Genomic DNA, 20727 nt, shown 5'->3' with positions numbered 1-20727 from the left:
CCTAAAACGCAGAAAGAATTGAAATAAAGTCAACAAATAGAATAGTACTCATTATCAATGAAGAACCAAGCAAGACATGTCCTTCAGAACTTGATTTTATCGGTCGCAAGATATTCAACAGAACCGGAAGGACCAGTGGGAATAAATATCGTCCTTGGACCCCCATGATAATATCTTCACGCTTATCAACAGTAAGAGTCCAGTTCCTCATCGTCATAACAATCAGGAAGAAATTGACGAATACAACAGCAATCATTACAAAGCGATCCGTACTGCAGAATATTTTTTTATTATTCTCATCGTTATAAAACAGAACAACGGACTGAAGAATGATGTAAAGCCAAAAACAAAATGGCCAAACATTAATCGAAAGAGCGCCAAGATTGTAACCTGCATAGGATTGAAACCAGAATGGCCCCATCTCCCAAATAGACTTAATAAAGACCTTTGCGCAATGCAGCGGCGCTCGCATCAAATCAAAAGAATCTGGCATGAAACTACCATGATAAAGAGACACGAACGCACAGCTCGCAACAAAAGCTATCGCAAAGAAGGAAAAGATGAACTTTATATAGCTGTCTGTTCCTTTAAGTTTTTTCCAGTGAATAAGATTCAAGAGTACCAACGGGAAAAACATTATCTTTGAAAGAAGCAGTAAAACGGATAGCAGTATTAACGCCAGCAGAGATCGATATGAGTACAACGAGTCCGCATAAATCTTAACAACTACAGCAACGTACAAAATGGCAACAATGTTTGCGACGGAATCAGCCGAAACAGACGCTTCCTGCTGCAATAAAATGGGATTTAGTAAAAAAATCAAAACAGCATTTTTACCAACTGGCATCAGTTTGATTATCCAATAAGCCGCGAAGCAATATATTAATCCAGCGCACACGCGCGAAACTGAAAGGGCCACAAAGGCATTGAAACCCGTTTGTTGCGCAAATCCTAGAATTACTCCCGGAATTAAATAAAGATGAGGGTAATAGCTCCCCAAATACGTATGGCACACAAAGACGCTAGACCAATCGGTAGGCTGAGTCATTGCATTAAAATAATCTGCGTACGATGAAGGAAACTGACCCAATTGGAAGCAAGAGACAACATCAAAGCCATTGCCGTTACGAGACAATAAGGCGGCCGCCTGCCAAATATGAGAAGCCTCGTCTGGAACATTAGCGGGCAGCATGAAAAGGCCAAAAGCAGTTACAGCGGGCACACCAATCACCACAAAGCAAATTGCGGGATTGTGCTGCTCTTTAATTAATAATAGGACACCAACGAACAAGCAGGCGATTAAGGGCAGAGCCGAGAGCCATAGCCCAGGCAATCCGATAGCGCTGGCTTTAAAGGCGCAATAGTAGAAAAATCCCAAGCAAAGAGAGAGTGCAGCTATAAGTGGATAAACGATAAACGTCAGAGCTTTTCGATAACTATCAGATAGTTTCAGATGACCAGTAAAGGTATCTAGATTCATAACTCTACAACTCCGTCTCGATAAATGTTCAACTTACGCCGGCATTGTTGCAGCGTCATAAAGAATTGCTTCTCATGCTAAGCGAATACAGGCTACAGACTATTGGAGCAAGCCACTTGGGCCAGAATTTTTGAAGCATAGTTTCATCCTCCGACCTCCTTGTATCATCTTTAATCAACGCCGTGGTCTCAGAGCCTTCATGAATTCGATGAAACATTAAAACCTCGGGAGAATAAACGAAAGATCCGTCGATTTTCGAGAATCTTTCCCATGCCTCCCAGTCCAAGTCACATTTCATGTCTGTCATAAATAACGGTGTCTGTAAGATGCTTAGATTAAATGTCACAGAAGGACAGCAGATGGCGGAACCGAACCTCAGGATATCCCTTTTATCCTTAACCGATGAAAGAGCGCCGTGGCGAGCAAACTTACGAAGTAAAATTCTCTTAATTTTCAGAATAAGGAGGTTTTCTTCATATACGCCATTTCTTATCTCACCATAATTAGAAAAGAAGATTAAAGGTCGATCCGCTTCTTTCATAGCCCGCAGCATAGTTTCCGTATAACTAGAGCTATAGATATCATCCTGATGAGCTATAGTCACAAGCTTTGTATTTGAATTCGCAATAGCACAATTCCAGTCATGAGATATGCTAGGCGACCCCTCGTTAACAATTACCGGAATCGAATAATTAGACGCTATACGATCAATATAGGAATTAGGAGTTGACGTCGATATAAGGATATTACTTCGGGTGCTTTGGTTCACTAAAGAATCTAAACAGTCAGACAAGTACGGAGACTCGCCGTATGCGCACAATACAAATGTATGATCTTTTGCCAAGCACATGGCATTACTCCCTATTTTTTGATTCAAGCTCTTTTTCAAGCAATGCAATTCGTTGAGTTAAGTTAGCAATTGCAGAAGATTGTTTACTTGACAGACATGCCATAGAAAGAACAATGCATATCAAAAATAAAAACCCTAAGACAAAAACAAAATTGGCTGGAGTCTGAAAACCAAATAAACTTGAAATGAAGTAAAGAGGTTGCGGAAAGAGGCCGCATACCAACAAAACCAATGCAAGAACAATCCAAAGAAGTGAATACTTGAGCTGAAGGCTATCCTTTAATACAAGACGCAGCACAAAACAAAGCAAAACTAAACAAGCAGTAATGACACCAAACTGTAAGGAAATATGCATAACAACCCGTCCTAATTCGAGAATGAAGAGATGATAATCGCCAAAGTAACCTTTATCATGTAATAAATGCTACTAAAACCAGAAATTGACGACTTTCCCCCCTGTCGTTCTTTCATTACGACAGGCACTTCTGTAACGCGAAGGCCCTTAACCATAGCCGCAACAGCAGAATCCGGCTCCGGATAGTCTACGGGATATTTTTTACAGAACAGATCTATGGCCTTAGATCCACATGCGCGAAAACCAGAAGTGGGGTCGCTAACACGAACGTGAGTTGTAAGATGAATTACCGCAGAGAGCCATCTAATTCCAAGACGCCTCAAGAAGGTTGACTTGAAGCCTTCAGATTCCTCAAGAAATCGCGATCCGATAACTAAATCAGACCCATTATTTATTTCATCAAGCAAGCGCGATATGTAATGGGCGTCATGCTGCCCATCACCATCAACTTGGATGTCTACATCATAGCCAAAGCGTTTGGCATATTTGTGTCCGGCTTGAACCGCGCCTCCAATGCCAAGATTCTGCGGTAAATCCAGGACATTAACCCCCGCATCGCGACAAACACGCAAAGTGTCATCAGTGGAGCCATCGTTAATAACTACATAATCGTATCCAGCTTCCTCCACAGAAGAAACCGTATCTAAAATGTTCGCCTCTTCATTAAAAGCTGGGATGATAACCAGCGCTCTTAATTCATGCATCATCTGAATCCTCAGTACAGAATATCAATCAAACAGCCCAAGTCGAACTGAAAAACCCTATCGAAACAAGGAGAGCGAATTTACAGTTCGGATGTGACAGATTGCTTCGCCTTCCGATTTAATAGGTTAATTATACAAAGGAAGGAAAATAATAATCCAAAACCGTATGCCACCAAGATAATGATATTGATGACATTTGCATCAGAAGCAAATACCGAATTCACAAAACAATAACGAGAAAGAAACACGGCCAACGCTAACGAAGCGGCACCAGAAATCGTGCCAATAATCGGTTTCCCAAATGCAATAAAGACATCAATAGTGAAAAAGTTCAAACCAGTGAATGCGGTAGCAACGAGTGCCAACGGAAGATAATCTGAGTGAAGGCCAACTTCTTTGCCATAAATAGCAGTAAGCACAGGTTCGCCTATGAAAGCACTAGCCATGGCACACATCGCCGTCAAAACGAATACGGAAACGAGCATCTTAATAAATACTAAGCGTAATCGGTGAGTTTCGTTTTCTCGCCACATTGCCGAAATAGGTCCAAGCAGGGGGGCATATAGATAAGATACGAGAGCCTGAATTACGGCAGTCGGAGTGGCAACGGCGGCATAAAAACCCAACGCCTCATTTCCATAGGAAAGGCCATAGAACTGTCTTGTTACGCTAACAACAGCCGTGCACGCAAGAGATGCAACAAAACCGGGAAAGCAGATACGCGACAATTTGATAAGGGAAGTAAAATCAAAATCAGGTATAACGGCACAAAACCGTTTTGTCATTCTAAAATCATATGTAAGCACAACAGCTATGGTAACAAAAGCCATTGAAGCAACGGCTATTACCAAGTTATCAAATAGCAACAAGCACAACGAAAAGGAGACTAGAACTCCTACGCCACGAACTATTTGAGAGATAGCCGCAATGTCCAATCTGTTGTTTACCTGATCCACACCGTGAAGAACATCGACAAATGAATCACCAGCTTTAAATAGGCAATAAACAGCAACAACTGCCCAATCGTTGAATGCAACAGAGACTAAACAATAGAAGAAGCAAATTACACAGGCAAGTATTGTTGCAACGATTCTATGAGCGATAAAATTCCCAGTCGTAAAATCAGAATAGCTCTCAGAAACCTGAACGGGGCGCGCTCTAAGCAAAACAATGGTCGCAAAAATATTACCAACAGACATAGCCACAGCAAGGCTACCAGACATGCTAATGTCGGAACCAAGTGTCACCACAAGAACAGTAATCAGCCAGTTGCAAATCAAATACGCCATCGAGCCGACGCTGTTCCAAACAAGACTCTGCTCAACAGAGAGTTCTTTCGTTTTTCTATTAGACACAATCACTCCAGCAGTGGATCATCAGGCCTTGTTGAATAAAAACAAAACGCGAAGAAGTAAATCAGAAATCAAAGTAGGTCGCAGACGCTTTGGGAAAAATGCTTTCCTAAGTCTTGAAATAATCCCATCATCATTGGTGAAAATATCAAGCTCATGTTTCTGCTCAAAACTAAGCTCATCATAAAACACCGCAGAAAAATGGCTTAACTTTTTACTCTCATCTTTCGATCTATCACCAAATAGCTCGTCCTTAAAATAGGTCTTTAAAAGATCAAAATAACGATTATCTCCAGACGTGACCGCAGAGGAATGACGAACATGTGAAGCCGTACAGACGGAATCAAACAATACCTTTCCAAATGCCGAAGCACACCGAATCAGCCAGCGATCATGCATTTCATTCCCTGGATCTACCTCAAGAATAAAGGCCCTGCAGGCAAGGCGATTAAATACTATCGTGAAGCCTAGTCCGGGAGTATAAAACAAGGTGTTATGAAAAGAGAGGTACTTGTCCTGCGGAGCCGACTCGCGTATCGTCTCGCCATCTTCGTTTACATATGAAAAGGAAGAAAAGTAGACAGTCGGCACCTTGTCTCCACTATTTTCAATTGCCCTGACTGCCCGTTCAATTTTATCGGTCTTCCAAATATCATCCTGATCGGCAAATGCATAGTAGTCATATTCGGGAACCCGTTTGATAATTTCATAAAAACTATTTGGGCACCCAAGATTACCGATTGAATCTTGAATTAAATGAATGCTGGAGTTTGACCGACAGTACCATTGTGCAATTTCAACAGTTTCATCCGTTGAACCATCATCACGAATATAGACGGAGCAATTAGGCCAAGTTTGCTCCAAGATACTATCAAGCTGTTTGGCCAAATACTTTCCGCCGTTATATGTGGGTAAAACAATGCAAACAGACTTGTCTTTGATTTTATCCATAATCCTATTTATTTCTTTGCGAGGCACGATATTTAAGAAATGCGGGAATCAACCCGCTGATCACTTTATAACGAAGCTGAGGAAAAGGCCTGGTTAGGAAATTAAAAGTCCGCCAAGCAAGAAAATAAGCGCCCCAACCATCTTCATCTTTCGCGTCCTTCCAGAACGTTTCTGATAAATAAAAGTGATACTCATTATTGAAGCGATGAGTATTCCCCCGCCGCCATGGCCTCTCTTCGCCGAGATAATGGACAACGATGGGCTTCGATCTTGCGGTATTAAAACTGTTTTCATCCGAAAAGCCCGGCATTAACGAGTTTAAGAATATAAACGGATAGTAATCAAAGATATTGGAATAATTGAACGCAGGGGATAAACTGCAAATCTTATCTTTAAGTACTGCATTTAGAGCATCTTGATCATTCGCAAACAAGCGTCCTGAGCGGCGCTCGCAATAATCCAATAATTGATCTTCGCAACAAGTTGATCTCCATTGCTTTAAATCAACGAGCAACACGCCAGCATTGTGGTACAGACAGCCATTTAAGTCTAAATCATTAAGTCGAGATGGGCCGACCGTTGGCTCGGGAACCATTCCAACCACGCAACCCTTAAGATCTTGATTCCAAAGAAGAGCAATATCCCCAAGAACAATCGTATCGCCATCGAGGTAAATAACTCTTTCGATCTCATTAGGTAGAAAATGTGCCATCAAAAGCCTAGCAAGAACTATTTCATTCCATCCCGATGTATCAAAATCAAACCCGAGAGCATCTTTGAAGTTCGAAATATCATAAAATTCAAGGTTTTGGTTGTATTCGGTCACCATCTCCTGGAGCAAACGCTGGTTATCCTCTGTAATGCCATTAGAGAAGACATGAAAAGTAATGTCTTGAATACCGGAATGATTTGAAACAACCGAGCAAATATTGGCGGCCAACTGTGGGACAAAATTGTTATCAACCGTATAAAGCAAATTCATGATTACCAAACTTCACCTTAATTCACCCAATAGAAATTAATGATGACGACTTAATGAAAGAGGCCGAAACGAAATCCTTACACAAAGGATAAAGTCTAGCACGGTTTGTCTCTTTCAAATAACTTGCAACTAAGGAGGGTGAATTGAGGGGACTACAACCCCATCAATTCACCCCCACTTCATTAGCGTTGGTATATAGGCAAATTGGATCTATATTTAGCTTTTCTCAACCAGCCTAACCTCAAGCGCTTCTAGATGCAGAGCCTCACCAGTTGTACCGGCACACTCGCCCGATTTAACCCAGTCTAGCCAACCTTTGCTTTGAACGTGTGCCCTATAGACAACGTCATAATGCTTGGCAAGATCTCCCGTCAGTTTTATTTCAACAGCCTCAACAGCAAGAGACTTCCCCGTAGTACCGGCAACCTTTCCATTTTTGACCCACTTTTGCCAGCCGATATTTTGAACGTGAGCTCGATACTCGATGCCGCCGGAATACCCTAGGTCAGGCTTGCTAATCGTCAACGCCTCAACAGCAAGATTTCGGCCAGTTGTGCCAACGGTCATGCCTTCGTAAACAGGCGACTGCCAACCAAGGTTTGAAACATGTGCCTTGATTGAAAACGCTCTCTGAATAGAGGGCTGACTCGTATCCCCAGGAGCGGGCGAACCCTTTTCGACCAAAACGACCTGAAATGCCTCTAGCCTCAAAACGAAACCGGTCGTTCCGGCAACTTGATCATTGCAGGCCCAACCGAGCCATCCCTTATCCTGAACGTGAGCTCGATAATAAACGTCATAGTGATTGGCCATCTCACCAGTCAGGCGAATCTGAATAGCCTGGACAGACTTGCTCTGGCCCGTAGTACCAGAAACTTTCCCCTCCTTCACATAGCCCTGCCAGCCATAATCGGAAACATGTGTCCTGTACTCCAATGCACCATCATAGGGAGCATTCTGCAGATTGAGAGTAATAGCCTCGACGGCTTTTGACTGCCCAACGGTACCGGAAGCATTTCCACCCTTAGAGGCCGATTGCCAGCCGTCATTTGAAACATGCGAAGTTGCCAAGACGTCAAGAGGGCCTCGTGACACCTTAACAACATCATAGCCCGACTCGCCCTTCTTGAAATAAGTCAGAGCACCGCTATTGTGCGAATAGATAGCAAAGTCGTAATTTACCGAAGCAAGTATGGAATCCGAAAACTCTACGAGATAGCAAGAGTCTCCCTGTTTGCAAAGGGATCTGATAGCAGCATCCGTGTCTTCGGTAATCGGAGAAGCAAACCAATCCATAATGGAATAATCGATGACGGCACCCGGCTTCAAGGCCTCGGCCTTTGTGGAATTCCAAAGTCCACCAGCAGCATCGGCACTGGCCGAGTTATACGTACTAGACCCATAACCAGACAGACCGATCTCCGGATTAAAGAAGAGGATCAGCTCTGCAGCGACGGAAGAATCGACATCGGTAATGCCAAGACGGTCAAGCTGTTCCTGCTTTTGGGGATACATACCCGTCGGTGTGTTTGGATGCCCCTTGTAATAATACAAATAGTCATCGCCATAGATAACTTCGGTCAAGTTGGCATAGTCGTCAAAATTCTGCTCGTAAGAAACGTACGTTCCAAGCAGCATCATTACCTTTTTGCCCTGCTGAGTCGCCGCATCAAAATAGCCATCGTTAAAGTTGTACAGCGCCTTAAACGCTTGGACTGTATCCTCTCCCCTATTCTGCAGGCTCGTAAGCATGCCCGAAACATTCACCTTCTTAACGCCGGGATCGGACGCGATCTTATTCGCAAAGGCATTATCGTCACCACTCGTAAACAGATTCGTTCGAGTCATCCACCACTGAGTGCCAGGCTCAATACTCAGCACGGCATACATAGAATCCCAGTGATCGTGATAATCGCTATACGACTTTGAGACCTCACCGGTTTCGTATTCCTTATTCTTGGCGGCGTTCCATAAAGTAATCAGCTCCGCTTGCTTAGAATCTGGATCCTTAACGTCAAAGGCTTCGTTGGTAAAGACATACGTGGCGGATCCATCGGACAACAGCCGAATGGAGTATTGGCCTGCGGGAATCTTGTTGGCGTAAATCATCCTATGGATCAACGAACAGGTGATGTCATTGATATACAGATTGAACTTTGCCTTGGGATTGATCTTGTAGAGAGCAGCGACATAATCCGCGAACGCCTGATAGCTCGAACTAGAAGCATTCTCCTCATGAGTCAGATACGGAAGACCGTACATCCCGGATGGAAGCGAGTTCCAGTTATAGGCACTTGGACGATCGAGCATTACAATTGACGGAACGGTCGTTCCAGCAGAAGAGGTACTGATATCCCAGAAAGATAGCGAATAGAGAACAACGGGGAAAGAAGCACTCAAAGGGGCAAGGTTGTACTCACTCGCAGAAATGCCAATTGACTGATGGTCCTCTTGAACGATGTTTCCGTTCTTCAAATACTGCAACGTAACGTCAAACGGACCATAATCGCTAAATTCAATTTCACTGGAGCTAGAGCCCAGATCTCCGAGTGCAATCGTGCTTGAGACGGAACGGGTGACCCTCCCTCCATACGACATGGAGCCTGCCACCTTTATCGAATCAGCGATCCCGAGTCGTTTTATATCCTCGATCTGCGGAATATTCAGGGTTACTTTAGTCGTCTCCCCAACCTGAGAAAGAGAGCAATTAAAGACATATGGGACATAGGCACCAGCAGTATCGCCGGGCGCCGCGTCACCCTTTTTTACAATGACGATCTGTATTGCTTCAACGGCATAAGACCAACCGGTGGTTCCCGCAGTCGACCCATTTGAAGTCCATCCAAGCCAGCCGAAATTAGAAGCATGAACGCGATAATACAGGTCATAAGAAGCCGCCCTGTTGCCCGTCAGCTTGAGCTCGACGGCTTCAATCTGAAGGCCCTTTCCCGTTGTGCCGGAGACGGCTCCATTAGAAACCCAATCCTGCCAGCCTTCATTTTGAACATGAGAGCGGTATTCGATACCAAGGTCTTCTGAATTAGGGAGGGAAACCCTGAGTGCTTCAAGCCTACGGGACTGGCCTGTTGTGCCAGAGGTCGAGCCATTCGATGTAAACGTCGGCTCCCAACCAATGCCTGAAATGTGAGATTTATAGCTGACGTCCGGGGCCGCCTCTTTGGGCTCCACGGTAGCATCAATCGAAGGCGCCGTTTCATCGGCTACAGCAGCAGTTTGATCCGAGGGGTCGGATTGGGTCTCTGGAACGGATTCATATTCGTTGGAACCAACATTTTGATCTGCCCAACAAGCCAAAGGGCTCAAAAGCAGCATCGTCATGAAGCAGGAAATCAGAACAATAAATGCTCTAAATTGCCTTTTCAAAAGAATCGCCTCCTAGATAGACGGTCGTCAATAACCATACTATCGGGAGTTAGCTTCATTAATGTCACCAATTAGGTGAACGAAGAAAAAGGAGCCTAATCCAACGGCAAGGGCCCTTTCCTGTTGCCAAGACTACGGCAACAGGAAAGGGCCCTCTAACAAGCTCTCACCGCTTACGGGAATAGTTAGTAGATTACCACCTTGGTAGCAAGGGGCACGTTATCCCAAATCCATTTAGCGCGATCAATGGGCAAACGCACGCAGCCTTGTGAAACATGCATTCCCATTCGGCTGTCCATGGGATTAAAAGTTCCCTGGTAGTACGGTATTGAATGGAACAGATAGTCACCGTAAAACTGCGTGTAGTAGTAGCAGGTATACCCATGTCCAAACGAGTAGCCCTTGCCGGTGACGGTATACTCACCCGTAGGCGTTGGAGTACTAGGGGCGCCGGTAGAGCAAGTCCAGTATTGAGCGTAACTCCACGACCCGCGCTGTCCACGAAAAACTCCAAGGCGGCATGCTTGCCTGTCAACCATAATGAGCCAGCTTGTGCTGCTCGAATATCTATTAGCTCGATTAAGCATAGTCATCATATCTGCCGGCAACAAGGGCTGGTCAGTAAACGGACGCGCAGTAGAACCGGGAGCACCAGCGCCCTTGGGAACAATCTTCACTTGAACAGACTCGACTCTGCAGCCTATCCTAGACGTACCCGCAGGCTGCCCATTTGAGGTCCAGTCGAGCCACCCAAAGTCTTGGCAATATGCTCGATACCAAACATCAAAGTAGTTCGATAAATCACCGGTCAACTTAATCTTAAGAGCCTTGATACGCTTTGCGCAGCCTACTGTGCCAGCGACATTCCCATTGGAAGTCCAACCTTGCCAGCCCACATCCTGTACATGGGCGGAGTACTCAATACCGCCTGATACGCTACTGGAGACATTCAACTTCAGCGCCTCAATAGCAAGCGATCTGCCGGTTGTGCCCGCAACACCACCGTTGCCAACGGGATTCATCCAACCAAGCGTGGCGACATGCGCCTGGAGCGTTAGAGCTGGAGCAGAGATAAATGCGGGCGCAGACGATGAGCCAGGATTCCCGCCCTTCGCGACAAGCTTAATTTGGACAGCTTCTATCTGGATATTTAACCCGGTAGTTCCAGCGGAATCGCCGTTTTTGGCCCAACCCAACCAACCATAACCAGCCGAATGAACTCGATAGTAGATGTCATACTGATTCGCGAGGGGACCATTAATGCGCAGCTCAAGAGCCTGAATGGCCAATCCTTGTCCAACGGTCCCAACATAACCGGCAGACCGCCATTCCTGCCAACCAATATTGGCAACATGAGCTCGTGCCTCAACCAGAGAATCATCATCCACACCGGCCAGCACCACATTCAGAGCTTGAAGCGAAAGCGATTTTCCCGTTGTGCCGGCATCCTGCCCATCTAAAACAGATGGAAACCACCCACGGCTAGCGGAATGGGCCTGATAAACAACATGAGCGCAATCGGCGGAAGTATCGGAAACAAATGCTCCGTCCGTTACTCCGGGAGCGCCACTGCCTTTACTGATAATCCTTACTTCGACAGCCTTAAGGAATGAACCCGGTATCGTTGCCCCCGCATCCGCGCCATTACACGCCCAGCCAAGCCATCCTTTTTTGGAGTCAAAACACCGGTACCAAACGTCATAGGCATTAGACAAATCACCAGTAAGAGTCAATCTCACGGCCTTCAAAGTACGGCCATCATTTTTAGAATTGAGCGCGGCACCGTCAGAAACAACTCCGCTCCATCCACTAAATTCATAGCAGCCTGAATAACCGATTGAACCTGAAGTCTCTTGATTATCAAACGAAATAGAAAGCGATGTTAAAGGCTCAGAGCCGCTCTCGGAACCCATTAAAATCGTTTTACCCTGCACAGTGCCCAAGCTATTGCCATTAAGGCCATACGAACTGCCACTCAGAACATCCGTAGCTCCAATAAAATGATTCGCTGTATCTCCAGGAGCAGAGCAGCCCTTTTCGACCAACATAACCTGAATACCCTGAATGGCGGCACCCTTCCCCACCGAGCCCGCAGGAGACCCGTTGGACGTCCAGCCCAACCATCCGCCCAATTTGGAAGCATACACACGGTACCAAATGTCGTAAGTTGCAGATATCTCGTCATTGAGCTTAAACTGAACGGACTCAACTGACCGAGACTGCCCGGTCGTGCCAACAGTACCTGAAGACCAGCTTTGCCAACCAATGCCAGAGACGTGCGCGCGAGAGGAAATAGAGCCTCCGTGGCCATACCAATTAACACTAAGCGACAGTGCCTCGATTGCATTTCTTGAGTCAATGACCCCCGATGTCTTTCCGTCCGCGACAACACCCATCCATCCAACATTGGAGATATGAGATCGATAGGAAACAGTAGGCGGTTCCTGGGAATGGTCCCTAAAGGCATCGCCTCGCGCTGGCGCATCTTGAGCATTTTTTGGAAGCACCTCTATCTGAATAGCTTCGATCTGATAAGCATAGCCCTGTGTTCCAGCAGGCTCACCATTTGAGGCCCAGCCAAGCCAACCAACATTTGCAGAATGAACGCGATACCAAATGTCATACGAGTCAGAAAGACCGCCCGACAAAGACAGCTTGATCGCTTCGATGGCTCGCGACTGTCCAACTGTTCCAGATGTCTGCCCGTTACCCACCGGCTGAGGCTCCCAGCCGATCCCGGAAATGTGTGATTGGACCGAAATGCTGTCATTCCCCAAAGGGGTGCCATCTTGTGAAAGCAGATTGATCTTGAGGGCTTCAACGCGCTTAGCACGACCTGTTGTGCCAGCCGTCATTCCATTTGAAACGGGAGCCTGCCAGCCAATATCCTGTACATGAGTCTGGTATGAAACAGAACCAAAGACAGCGGATACATCATTTTCGGGTTTCGGCGAATCAGTCGCATTGGAAGCAGACTCGCTAGAAACGGATGAGGGAGAATCATTGTCTGACACAGTCGGCTGCTCGACTTCAACCCCCTGCTGTTCATCATTTAGGACGAAACTCTCGTCTTCCGAGCTGCTGGCGGCGCTATTGGAATAATCAGTAGACTCCGGCTGCACCGGTAAAGAATCAGCCCAGACAGAAAGGGGCGTCAGAAGACAATGAAGAATCAGTAATGGCGTCATTGCCGTTGCTAGCAGTCGTTGCGTCTTTTTCATTCGACTTCCCCATCAATCGACCATCTTTAGCATCAGTATTTATCGTTTCGGCAATTGCTTAAATACCGAAAACGTGAATGGCACTTAAATAGAAACGAACGGACCGTTGCAAAACGACCCGTTCGTTTTTAACCAGAGTAACTGCTAGAACCTGTGCGAAGGCATGACTTTCGATCAGCTATGCAAGCGGCACGTTGTCATACCAACCCCACTTTGGCTTATATGAGGTGGAATAATAATCCAACCAGTACGCCATATCGAGCGTCCTGATCTGACCGACATTATCCATAACCTGGTTATTGCCAATATAGAGACAAACGTGACCGTAAATGCTGCCCATGCGGGTATGCGTATGCGAAGGAACGGCAATGACCATTCCAACTTTCAGCTGAGAATAATCGGTGAATTTACAATAATCCCAGTAGTAATCGCAGGCATCTGTATGGACGTTCCTAAATCCGGCACGCTCGTAGATATCTGCAATCCACTCGGAGCACAATCCCGGGCCAGGAGACGGTACCTGTCGGGCAAGATCAACAATCTTCTTCTGCATAGGATTTGCAAACGCAGAAGGCTGCCCAAGCAAACATGGCGAAACGGTGCTCCCGGGGGCATTGGCGCCCTTCCTTGTAAGTCGAACTTGAACAGCTTGGACATGCGTCCCATAGCCAGTGCTACCGGCAACGGCACCATTTTTAGTCCAACCAAGCCAGCCGACATTATCGACATGGACCCTATACCAAACATCAAAATAGGTTGCTAAGTCACCAGAAAGAGAAATTTTAATAGCCTCAACCGAATTAGATTCAGCGGTAGACGAAAGCTGCTCCCCGTTTGTCTTGCCAGAAGTCCAGCCTACATTCGAAAGATGCAGTTGATAAGCAATCCCGCCGGCAACAGATGAAGTAGTTTTAGCCGAAAACCCGGTGATGGGAATTCCCTGACCGGTCGTACCGGACACCTCTCCGGCAGGGACATAATTCTGCCAAGCACCTTTCACCTGAGCGGAATACGTCACCGTAGGTATTTCAAGATGGGGATAGCCCGATGTATCAGGATGGGAGGTACCCTTCTTAATGAGCTTAATCTGAACAGCCTCGAGAGAGCATGACATACCGGTGGTGCCGGCCTCCTCGCCGTCCTTGGCCCAGGCCATCCAGCCGATGTTGGAGGCGTGCACGCGGTAGTAGACGTCGTAGTCCTTGGCGAGGGAGCCCGTGAGCCTCAGGCGCACGGCCTCGACGGCGCGGCCCTGGCCGGTGGTGCCGCCCTCGGAGGCCGAGGGGGTGTCCCAGCCCTGCCAGCCGACGCCCGAGACGTGGGCGTCGATCTGGACGCACGAGCCGTCTGAGTAGTCGGAACTGTCGAGCGAGAGCTTGAGGTCCTCGAGGGCGAGGCCGCGGCCTGTGGTGCCGGCGGTCGCCCCGTCGGACACGGCGCCCTGCCAGCCAACGTTGGAGACGTGGGCGCGGTAGGTCAGGGACATGGGCTTCTTCTTGAAGGCGTAGTCGACGTTGGCCCCGTCGGACGAGGGGGCGGCGTCGCCCTTCTTGACGAGCCTGATCTGGACGGCCTCGACGCTCCTGCCGAAGCCCGTGGTGCCGGCCTCCTCGCCGTCCTTGGCCCAGGCCATCCAGCCGATGTTGGAGGCGTGCACGCGGTAGTAGACGTCGTAGTCCTTGGCGAGGGAGCCCGTGAGCCTCAGGCGCACGGCCTCGACGGCGCGGCCCTGGCCGGTGGTGCCGCCCTCGGAGGCCGAGGGGGTGTCCCAGCCCTGCCAGCCGACGCCCGAGACGTGGGCGTCGATCTGGACGCACGAGCCGTCTGAGTAGTCGGAACTGTCGAGCGAGAGCTTGAGGTCCTCGAGGGCGAGGCCGCGGCCTGTGGTGCCGGCGGTCGCCCCGTCGGACACGGCGCCCTGCCAGCCAACGTTGGAGACGTGGGCGCGGTAGGTCAGGGACATGGGCTTCTTCTTGAAGGCGTAGTCGACGTTGGCCCCGTCGGACGAGGGGGCGGCGTCGCCCTTCTTGACGAGCCTGATCTGGACGGCCTCGACGCTCCTGCCGAAGCCCGTGGTGCCGGCCTCCTCGCCGTCCTTGGCCCAGGCCATCCAGCCGATGTTGGAGGCGTGCACGCGGTAGTAGACGTCGTAGTCCTTGGCGAGGGAGCCCGTGAGCCTCAGGCGCACGGCCTCGACGGCGCGGCCCTGGCCGGTGGTGCCGCCCTCGGAGGCCGAGGGGGTGTCCCAGCCCTGCCAGCCGACGCCACTTACATTGGCGTTAATTTGCACAGAGCCATCTTCAACGGGATTCAAGATGCTGACCTTAAGATCCTCCACTGATTTAGACTGCCCCGTTGTGCCAGCCGTAGATCCGTCGCGCTTGCTGCTCATCCAGCCAATATTCGAGACATGCGCCTCATACTGAATATGCATCTTGCTGTCATCTACGTTGAGAAGAGAACCGTTGAAGCAGTAGTTCATGTCACAGCGTCCGTTGACGCCCGGGACATTGCCACTGCTTGAATACTGCCAGAAACTGTAGCTGCCAGCATAATCGCAACGCCAATTATATTGAGCGACCCAATGGTCATAACCGCTCAACGACGGAGAATTCAGGTAGTTGTTAAGCCAGTTAAGGTTCGCATAGATACCCGACTTAAAGCCAACGGCCTCCATACGGTTGCAAAAAGCCTGCGCAATCTGGGTAAGCTTATCCTTGCTGAAATCCGGATCTTGCAAGATATAGCTATCCTCAAGATCATAATAAACGGGAAGCGACGGATGATGGCCGCCGAGCCAAGCAAGTGTCCTGTCGGCCTCTTTATTGGCATCCTCTACAGAACGGGCATAGGAGTAGTAATACACGCCATAAGGAATGCCGAGGCGTTCACATTCAGCAGCGTTCCTTTCAAAAGAATCGTCAGGTTTTCCGTAAACCGGACCGACCTTGAGAATGGCAAAATCAATCCCCGCGGCCTTAACCTTATTCCAATCAACAGTTCCTTGATGATTGCTGACATCGATGCCGCGCGCAACAGCGCCATTGGGCAAAGGATCGTCAGTTAAAGACTGCGCATCGATGTCGCCATTGTCAGAATCGATAAGCACGCCGTTTTCGAAACGCCAAGAGTTCGGTTCCAAAGAGTCGGCTTCGCAGGAATTCATTTCAGTGGAATCATCGGTTGGGGCTTCACCGTTTGACTCGTCAACACGAGACTCTTCGATGCCAATTCCAGGCTGTTCGCCTGAATCAGAGTCTACACCCCCATCAGGACGAGCAGCATTTGCATCGTCACCATACCATTCGGTTACACCCTGAGAACCCGAGGCATCGTCCTGCGCTCCCTGAGAGCTTGCACCTTGAGATTCGTACTCGTTCGATGTTTGCGAGACCGACTGCGAAGCAGCGGCGGCCTGGACCGACAGCGCATACGCGCTGTAAGGCTGAATGATTTGCGACCAGCCCATCAATAGCGTACAAACCAAAGCAGCAGACGCTTTAAGACGTTTCATGCATATCCCCCGAGACAGTAACCACAGATAAAGAAACGAATACTAGCTATATTACCGCACTTCCATACAGGCATTTAAAGCTTAGGAAAGCACCAGTTAGCACACAGTCAAAAAGAGGCGCTCCTGCAACGGAGCGCCTCAACAGACTCTATGCGAAAGGCCTAGCGGCACCGATTACACGACCTGGAGCATTGACCGAGCGCTCGGTCACACCGATCCCAGGCCACGAATCAATGATTCGACCGTTTCCGATATAGATTCCAATATGGCCCTGGTAGTAGACCACATCTCCCCTCTGCATAGCAGAAGTGCTAACCGGCATAAACGTGTTGTTGCGATACCAATTCATGGAGTTGTAGGTTTGCTCGGGCAACCAACGATGGTTATACGGGTTATACCAACCCATATCCATGCCAGTCGCATACAGACATTGCAGCACTAAGCCCGAACAATCAACCGCATCCCCCGGCCAAGAAGACCAAGGCTCGATATAACGCGTCCCGATATATTCACGAGCACGCTGGACGAATGCGTTGATGCAATCCTGTCGCGAAGCGTTGTAAGGAATTCGAGAAGGCGTGACATACGTAAAGTAACCGGTGCAATACGAAGGAAGCTGCACGCTATTGCAACTAACCTTTGGATAAGATCCCGGGGTCTGATACCCCATATAACGATAGGTCTCAAAATACGAATCAGACGTAGAGCCTGGTGCGGAAGCGCCCTTGGGAACAATCTTTACCTGCAATGCCTGAACAGGAATGCCAAGCTTCGTGGTGCCCGCCGGTGATCCATTTTTGGTCCAGCCAAGCCATCCGTAATTTGACACGTGGACGCGATACCAGACATCAAAGTAATTCGAAACGTCACCAGTCAAATTAATCTTCACAGCTTGGATTTGTTGTCCCTGTCCAATGGTTCCCGCTGTGGCTCCATCTGAGACAGCAGATTGCCAGCCGATATTGGATACGTGGGCGGAATACGAAATGCCACCGTTCATGGAACTATCGGAAAGGGACAGTTGCATTGCTTCCATGGCACGGTTCTGCCCAACCGTTCCGGCAACACCGCCATTGCCAACAGACGCTTGCCAGCCAAGACCGGAGCAATTTGCCTTAGCGGATAGCCCAGGAAGCTGGATCAACGCAGCATGATCTTGAACGGGAGCGTCGGACGAACCCTTGGCAACCAACTTAATTTGAATTGCCTCGGCCTGCTTAGACAGCCCAACGGTGCCAGCTGCGGCGTCATTTTTAGCCCAACCAAGCCAACCATAATCCGCCGCATGAATACGGTAGTAAATATTGTATTTTGACGAGTCGTTGCCAGTGAGCCTTAATTTAACCGCCTGAATTGCGAGGCCCTTGCCAACAGTGCCAGCATAGGAAGCACCCGAAACGTATGGCTGCCAACCGATATTCGCAACGTGTGCTGACACTTCAACGGAGGCATCGATGCCCTGCGTCGAAATATACAACGCCTGCAGAGAACGAGACATGCCCGTCTGGCCGGCAGTTTCGCCATTGCCAACGGGAGCCAACCAGCCCGCAGAAGCAACGTGCGCCTGGGATACAAGACCGATTCCCGACGTTTCGGTAAATGCATTACCGGTAGAACCAGGGGCAGGTTGACCCTTACGAACAAGTGCAACATCTATGCCGCACAAACCGGAAGAACCACCAGAAACGCCACATGCCTGACCATTTGACGTCCAGCCCGTCCAGCCATTACCGGAATCGTATACTCGATACCAAATGTCATAATTGGCAGCAAACTGGCCGCTCAGCGACATTTTTATCGCTTTAATGGGTGCGCCGGATACCGCCTTGGCGGCGCCGCCATCCGATTCGGAAGCACCCCAGCCTGAATATGCATCCATAACGGCATAGGAAATTGACCCGTCATCAGTTTGGCCTGCAACGCTTAAGGCAATGGAGTTCAGCAGTTTGGCGCCCTTGCCTCCAATCGTAGCCTTTTGACCAGAAGATAAGCCAAGACTCTCCCCAGAAACGGCGGATCCGGAAACCGCAACAGCATCTAGATCGCCGATAAAGACCTTGCTCGAAGAGCCAGGCGCTGCTCCGCCTTTCTCCACAAGGATTACCTTTACCGCTTCGATAGCCTTGCCTTTACCGGCAGAACCAGCGGCAGCTCCATTACAAGCCCAATCGAGCCAGCCTACACCCGAGACATGAGCACAGTACCAAATGTCATATTTTTCAGCTGCCTCACCGGTTAGACGAATCTGAACGGCTTCGAGACGCTGAGACTTACCAGTCGTTCCACAGTGCCCCTCAGACCACTGTTGCCAGCCGACATTAGAAACATGGCCACGAAGCTCAATGGAGCCCGAGTGACCATACCAGCCAAGCTGAGCCTCAAGCGCCTCCATGGGGAGGCCCCTACCAGTTGTCCCGGCAACAGATCCGCCGCCTACGGGCGACATCCAACCAATATTCGACGTATGTGAGCGAACAGTGATTGAGGCAGGTTCATCGCTACGGCTCTTAAAAGGACAGGCGGTGTCGCCCGGGGCGGGGTCGCCCTTGGGCAGGACCGCGACCTGGACGGCCTGGACGGCGCGGCCGTAGCCCGCCGAGCCGGCGTCGGCGCCGTCGCACGCCCAGCCCAGCCAGCCGAACTCGGCGGAGTGGACGCGGTACCAGACGGTGTAGCGGGCCGACAGCTCCCCGGACAGCCTGACCCTCAGGGCCTCGACGGCGCGGGACTGGCCGGTCGTGCCGGCGGTGCCGCCGTTGCCGACGGCGGCCTGCCAGCCGACGTTGGAGACGTGGGCCTCGACGGATATGGCATTTGCAATCTGTTCTTGAGAGGTGGCTCCATCCACTTCAAGTGAGATTTTTAGTGCCTCAAGATTCAAGCCCCTACCCGTGGTTCCGGCAACCTTACCCGAACTAACCGGATCCATCCAGCCAATATTCTGCACATGGGCAGAAACACTAACGTTTTTGACGGTGAGCTGATCGTTGGAGGCAGAATCAGCGGCAGCGGCTTCGTTAGTCTCCCCCGATAAGACCTGCTGCGCGTCTTGAGGCTCGCTATCTACGGAGCCAGCATCCGATTCTTGCCCCCCAGAGATAGGCTCAGCTTGATTGGAAGTAGAGCCTTCAAGATGAAAGCTGTTTGAATCATCAGATCCGTCAATTGAATAATCGGCATATGCAGCAGTCACGGCCCATGATTGACTCATGAACAGCGCGATAACCACAAGTATAGAAACGGACACATCTAAGAGACGCTTCACGATTCCACCTTCCTTCGACTTCGACGGCGCCTATTTAATGACGACCGCCTGAGCTCCTCTTTGCGAGTATAGCGAAGCAATGCGCTGAGCTGAGTTAGAGACATAGCCAGCGAGTGAATCAGCAATGTAAACGGTACCTAGGGAGCGATTAAAGCCTCTTAAGACAACGGTGTGAGAGTTGGTATAGGTTCTATAAACCCTTCCGCCGTAAGCCTGAGTCGCATAGCAACTTCCCAGGTTTTGCATACCTATCGTTGACCAAATAATAACGGGATGTCCAGCTTCCAAGTACGAATAAAGGTCATAGAAACCAGTACCGGTCACATCGTAGGCTCGCAAACTACTACCACTGCTAATCAAGAAAGAATTCGCGGTGTTGGTCAGTCCGGGAGCAGATATGCAGTTTCCATTCGAAGCGCTATGAGGATTGCCCCAAAACGCCGTAACAAAATCCCAACTGCTCCTAGGCATATACGCGTCTGCAATGACGGTTTTACCCAAACCAAATCCGTAATAGTTAAGCGCATTGGTCAATGCAACGGACTCGCAGCCAGTCGGAAGCTCGGGGTTCTGCATTGTACAAGGGACGTTGAGAACAACCGAATTCGGATGCAATGGGCGGTCCCTGTACGCGCCGTCCGTCGGGCCCGGGGCCGCCGAGCCCTTCGC

At 49.1% G+C, this 20727-nt stretch carries 12 protein-coding genes; all 12 read right to left on the bottom strand.

All coding sequences use genetic code 11. The annotated features are described in order from the left end of the window. Position 1 precedes the first annotated feature (1 nt). On the bottom strand, positions 2–1480 hold the full coding sequence (locus DW233_RS08130) for a DUF2142 domain-containing protein (RefSeq protein WP_118267699.1): 1479 nt from the start codon (positions 1478–1480) through the stop codon (positions 2–4). A 55-nt stretch (positions 1481–1535) separates the two neighbouring features. Next, positions 1536–2330: a glycosyltransferase family A protein gene (locus DW233_RS08125; protein ID WP_118267697.1), complete on the bottom strand. Its 795-nt coding sequence runs from the start codon at positions 2328–2330 to the stop codon at positions 1536–1538. A 4-nt stretch (positions 2331–2334) separates the two neighbouring features. After that, positions 2335–2685, bottom strand: coding sequence for a DUF2304 domain-containing protein (locus DW233_RS08120; RefSeq protein ID WP_082222966.1), 351 nt, complete (start codon positions 2683–2685; stop codon positions 2335–2337). Positions 2686–2696: 11 nt separating this feature from the next. Continuing rightward, positions 2697–3392 (bottom strand): glycosyltransferase family 2 protein, encoded by a 696-nt coding sequence (locus tag DW233_RS08115; RefSeq protein WP_082222965.1) that lies wholly within the window; start codon positions 3390–3392, stop codon positions 2697–2699. 77 nt (positions 3393–3469) lie between these two features. Further along, entirely contained in the window at positions 3470–4744 is a 1275-nt protein-coding gene (locus DW233_RS08110; RefSeq protein WP_147357146.1) for a lipopolysaccharide biosynthesis protein, read from the bottom strand. Between the two features lie 21 nt (positions 4745–4765). Then, entirely contained in the window at positions 4766–5692 is a 927-nt protein-coding gene (locus DW233_RS08105; RefSeq protein ID WP_006236225.1) for a glycosyltransferase family 2 protein, read from the bottom strand. Between the two features lie 4 nt (positions 5693–5696). Further along, the gene (locus DW233_RS08100) at positions 5697–6674 is read right to left on the bottom strand and encodes a glycosyltransferase family 8 protein (protein WP_233547971.1); all 978 of its coding nucleotides are present in this window, start codon (positions 6672–6674) and stop codon (positions 5697–5699) included. A 216-nt stretch (positions 6675–6890) separates the two neighbouring features. After that, positions 6891–10058 (bottom strand): hypothetical protein, encoded by a 3168-nt coding sequence (locus tag DW233_RS08095; protein WP_118267691.1) that lies wholly within the window; start codon positions 10056–10058, stop codon positions 6891–6893. Positions 10059–10243: 185 nt separating this feature from the next. After that, positions 10244–13279 (bottom strand): L,D-transpeptidase family protein, encoded by a 3036-nt coding sequence (locus DW233_RS08090; protein ID WP_118267689.1) that lies wholly within the window; start codon positions 13277–13279, stop codon positions 10244–10246. Positions 13280–13457: 178 nt separating this feature from the next. Further along, entirely contained in the window at positions 13458–16793 is a 3336-nt protein-coding gene (locus DW233_RS08085; RefSeq protein WP_118267688.1) for a GH25 family lysozyme, read from the bottom strand. A gap of 148 nt (positions 16794–16941) precedes the next feature. Continuing rightward, a complete protein-coding gene (locus DW233_RS08080; RefSeq protein ID WP_118267685.1) occupies positions 16942–20058 on the bottom strand; it encodes an NlpC/P60 family protein in 3117 nt (1038 codons plus the stop codon). A gap of 30 nt (positions 20059–20088) precedes the next feature. Next, on the bottom strand, positions 20089–20727 hold a 639-nt coding region (locus DW233_RS08075; RefSeq protein WP_199574619.1), incomplete at its 5' end, for a C39 family peptidase.

Source organism: Collinsella sp. AM20-15AC, from assembly GCF_003471405.1.
Lineage (GTDB): Bacteria > Actinomycetota > Coriobacteriia > Coriobacteriales > Coriobacteriaceae > Collinsella.
Note: the sequence above shows the minus strand (reverse complement) of the source record. Positions and strands in the feature narration are given on the sequence as shown.